This window comes from Synechococcus sp. CB0205 (assembly GCF_000179255.1).
In the GTDB taxonomy this organism is placed as follows: domain Bacteria; phylum Cyanobacteriota; class Cyanobacteriia; order PCC-6307; family Cyanobiaceae; genus Vulcanococcus.
Window position 1 is genome coordinate 1 of the sequence record NZ_ADXM01000078.1, and the last position, 4084, is coordinate 4084.

Here is a 4084-nt window from a genome sequence, read left to right on the forward strand (position 1 = left end):
GCAGAAGGAGTACGCAGTAGGACACGAGTAGATCCGCTAATTTTGTTGTGGTGCTGGCAATTGACATTGTCTCCAAGCCGCTAAAGGTTCCGACTTCTGACGGTGATCTCAATGCTGTCCTACAGCAGCCCGTACGCGCCTTAGGACTGGTGCTGCTGGTTCATGGGCCTGGAGGCAACCGGCAGATGTTTAGAAGCAGAAAGGTCGGAAGAGCGCTAGCCGAACGGGGGTTATCAACGCTTCAGGTCAATCTCCTGCTGAATGCGGAAGGGCATACGAACGAGATTCCATGGGATCTGAACGTACTGACAGATCGCTTAGTCAGCACGCTCCAGTGGATCGGTCGAAATCAAGAGCTCTCTGCACTGCCTCTTGGGCTACTGGGAACAGGCAGCGGCGCAGCAGTCGTCATTGAGGCCGCAGTGAGAGAGCCAGGGAGAGTTGCCGCCATTGTCAGTTGTGCTGGCCGTCCTGACTTGGCATTCGAGTCATTGGCCACACTGGAATGCCCGATCCTACTTTTAGTAGGCAAGCTGGATGTGGACCTGTTAGAGCTGAATGCCTGGGCCACGAGCTTCTTAAGGGCTAAGCACGAACTGGCCGTTCTCCAAGAGATGAGCGATCTTCTAGCGGAACCCAAAGCGACGGAGTTAGTCGCAGACTTAGCAGCAGAGTGGATGCTGCAGGAAATGTGATGCACGGCGTTCGTCTCCGCTCTGCAGCAGATATGCGAAACAAACGAGGTAATTACCTGCAACCCGGATCAGACTCTTGCATTAATCTTGGTATAGAGAAACAATCATTTCTCTTTACCCAGTCTTGCTCAGTCCTTCAACATTAAATTCCAAATGAATGACCGTATTCGCGTAATGCAGCGTCAACCCCGGCGCATTTCAATTACGCTGAGCTATAATGTTCACGAGGATTTATTGAATCGCTCAGAGGAAGAGGGTCGATCAGTATCAAACCTGTGCGCTTTTCTATTAGAGGAGTCTCTGAAAGGTGCTCATCAACAAAGAGTGCCAAACCAGCCTCAAGCCCATCCACCGAGCCAAGCGCTCAACGGAATGCGGCCTCAGTTGAAAGCTCGTTCCTATTAAACACAGCTTGCCCCGGCTACCTTCGTAGCCGGGGCTTCTCTAGGTAAACTCAGCCAATAAGGCAGCTCCTCTAACCAATAGGGAAGAGGACTGGGGTCAGTCTTGTCCTGAGCTTTGCAAGAGCTTTTCGCTCAAGTCTTTGGACCTGGTCTTTTGTGCGTCCAATCGTTCTTGCCACCTCGGCGAACGAAGGTTGGTCTTCTGCGCCATAGCGCAGCTTAATAACATCTGCCTCTGGGCAAGACAGATGCTGCATCAGGCTATACATCCATGCGTAGTCGTCGTGAATTTCGATCTCTTCTTTATCGGTTACGGTATCGAGAATCGTCATTGCGCCGTCGGCACTTGCAATTTGCTGATCAAGAGACAAGGTGTTGCTACGGTAGTGCACATTGATTGCATGAAGCAAACGCTGAGGCGACTCATCTAAGAGGCGGGCCATCTCATCAACAGACAAGTATGTTCTGCTATTGCTTTGCATAGAAGCTGCACGTGTCGCAAGATTAACAACATTCACTGGGAGACGGATACTTCCATTGTGTTCTTGCAAATAGCGATGAATCGACTGGCGGATCCACCAATAGCCGTACGTAGAAAACTTGTACCCTCGACTCGGATCGTATTTCTCAACTGCTCTTAGCAAGCCAAGGTTGCCTGCTTGTACAAGATCCATGGAATCGAAACCAAGATGCTGTAGGCGTCTTGAATAGCGCATTGAGACGGTGACGACGAGCCGCAGGTTTGCTGTAACGATCCGCTTTAAAGCCCTGCGTCCTCTGCGCTCGAGGGCAGCAGAGGGCTTTTCGTCATCCTTCCATTGCCTGACAATCGTTCCGAGATGAACTTCCTCTTGAGGTGTCAAAAGGGGGATACGACCGATTTGACGCAAGTAGTCACCGAATGCATCACTCATACAAGAGAGGATGAAGGCCCTACATCCTCATCCCTCAGGTTGAGTGCATTCAATTGATGCAGCACTCTTGCCCAGAGTCTGCTGCATCTTGCGGCGAAGATGTCAAGATCCATTCATCAGAACTTGGGCGAATGGATCGATAAGTGCTCTGTCGGTCAGCTCTGCTGAGAACCAATTGCCAGAGCTGTCCCTGCCTTGATCGGAAGTACCCCGCACAACTCAGCAAGTAGTAGCGCCAGAAGCGGTAAAAGTCTTGCCCTATCTCCTGACAGAGTCTTGGCCATGCCAATTCAAAGTTCTCCCACCAAGAGAGAAGAGTACGCTCATAGTCCTGTCCGAAAGATTCCCAGTCCTCAATCAGCAGAATCCCTTCAAGTCCCTTGCAAAGTTGCATTGCCGAGGGGAGTCGTCCTCCAGGAAAGATGTGAGTATCTATCCATCGATCGGTGCGATGAGTCGTTGAAGCAGAACCAATCGTGTGCAACAGCATCAGCCCCTCTGGGTTCAGGCAATCGTTCATCGCCTGATGAAATGTCCGGTCATTACGACGTCCGACATGTTCAAACATGCCTATCGACGCCACCTTGTCAAAGGGTTTAAGATTGAGTTGAGGCAAACTCCTGTAATCACAGACTCCGACTGTAATTACAGTATCAGAGAACTTCTCTCGAATATAGCTTGCCTGTCTGTTGGAAATTGTGATCGCTACCACCTCTGCTCCGTAGTGCTGTGAGGCGACTCGAGCTAGGGAACCCCATCCACAGCCGACATCAAGCAGACGATCACCCGGCTTGAGTTCTAGTTTCTTACAGACAAGGTGCAACTTTGCCTCCTGGGCATCATCGAGATTGGTGGCATGTCGCCAATATCCGCAGCTATAGGCCATTGAGGGACCAAGCATCGCTTCGTAAACGCGTGGATCAATGTCGTAGTGGCGACGCCCCACTCGTAGTGATTGAGTAATTCCTTGCGGATTTAGAATCTGATCAGACAACCATTGAATGGATTCAAACAGCCTTCCCTGAAGAGCGAGAGGACGATTCGCACCCGACTTCAGGAGGCGGGAGATCATTTCACTTAAGTGCTCGCAGTCCCAGTCGCCACGCACATAGCCATCACCAAGGGCGAGCGAACCATTTCTCAAGAGTTCTCCATAGAACTGTCTCCGATGCACCTGAAGATCCCAGGGACGGTTGCCATTAAACTGCACATCAGCTGCACCAGTGGCGGCAAGCAGGGTGGCAGGAATGGCCATGAACTCTGATCAAGAGCTCCCAGGTAATCCAGGGTTTGTGCTGACGTCTGACTGAGGATCTGATCTGCTGCACGATCCAGTCAGATTGCCGCAGAGCCCTCATACTGCTATTCGGTGCATTGTTGATTGAATCAAGGATCAAGAGCACAGGCCTCTTGACTTGTATGACATTCATCTGCCTGTAGAGGCATCGTTGGCAGAGTCGTTTCTGAACCTGCCAAAACTGATGCTGACAATCACGCCAATTAACTGAATTGCTCCATTTGAGCAGCATCGCAGATCAAATGGAGATCGTGGAGCGATAGAATAAATTGGCAGATGCCAATGAACCCTAAGACAAAGATAGAACGAGCGATAACCCAGAGACTGAACACTGAGGACTGCCGCACTCCGCCTCATTAGATGCACAGTTCTACTGGTTTTTGAGCTCGCGATCGCTTCCATGCATACCGTCGCTAATACCCATCCAGACGGCGTCGTTAGTTCAACCCTCCAACGCACTCCACTGCCAATTCCTCCATGCCTTTACGCCATCGCTGCGTCAGAAGCTTTGTCCGCTGCGTCCGCCTAGATCCGTCTGAATGGCTCTTGATGCTCGCCCTACTCCCCTGGAGCTTGACGAGGCCGGCATTGGCAGCAGTTCCGCCTGTCTTCGGAATGGAATTGGCACCCAACGTTGGAGTGAGTTCCGGCCCGAGGCATTCCACTGTTTGTGATTCTTTCAGGAGTGAATGTGGATCACAGTGGAGATGTGGGCCGAGCAGCTGTGCTGTCACTGACCTGGGCTGGACGCTTCAGAACGGCAACCTTCTAAAT

General features: G+C 51.3%; 4 protein-coding genes. 2 read left to right on the forward strand and 2 right to left on the reverse strand.

Features of this window, described 5'->3' with window-relative positions; all coding sequences use genetic code 11:
* Positions 1 to 47 precede the first annotated feature (47 nt).
* Together CB0205_RS14985 and CB0205_RS16780 are read left to right on the forward strand one after the other, a co-directional pair.
* A complete protein-coding gene (locus tag CB0205_RS14985) occupies positions 48 to 695 on the forward strand; it encodes an alpha/beta hydrolase (protein WP_156798007.1) in 648 nt (215 codons plus the stop codon).
* A 174-nt stretch (positions 696 to 869) separates the two neighbouring features.
* Positions 870 to 1100: a hypothetical protein gene (locus tag CB0205_RS16780; protein WP_071778006.1), complete on the forward strand. Its 231-nt coding sequence runs from the start codon at positions 870 to 872 to the stop codon at positions 1098 to 1100.
* Between the two features lie 70 nt (positions 1101 to 1170).
* Here CB0205_RS16780 and CB0205_RS15600 read toward each other — a convergent pair whose 3' ends face one another.
* Both CB0205_RS15600 and cfa read right to left on the reverse strand, forming a co-directional pair.
* On the reverse strand, positions 1171 to 2013 hold the full coding sequence (locus tag CB0205_RS15600) for an RNA polymerase sigma factor RpoD/SigA (RefSeq protein ID WP_071778007.1): 843 nt from the start codon (positions 2011 to 2013) through the stop codon (positions 1171 to 1173).
* A 49-nt stretch (positions 2014 to 2062) separates the two neighbouring features.
* Positions 2063 to 3268: a cyclopropane fatty acyl phospholipid synthase gene (cfa, locus tag CB0205_RS15605; protein WP_010318218.1), complete on the reverse strand. Its 1206-nt coding sequence runs from the start codon at positions 3266 to 3268 to the stop codon at positions 2063 to 2065.
* Positions 3269 to 4084 lie beyond the last annotated feature (816 nt).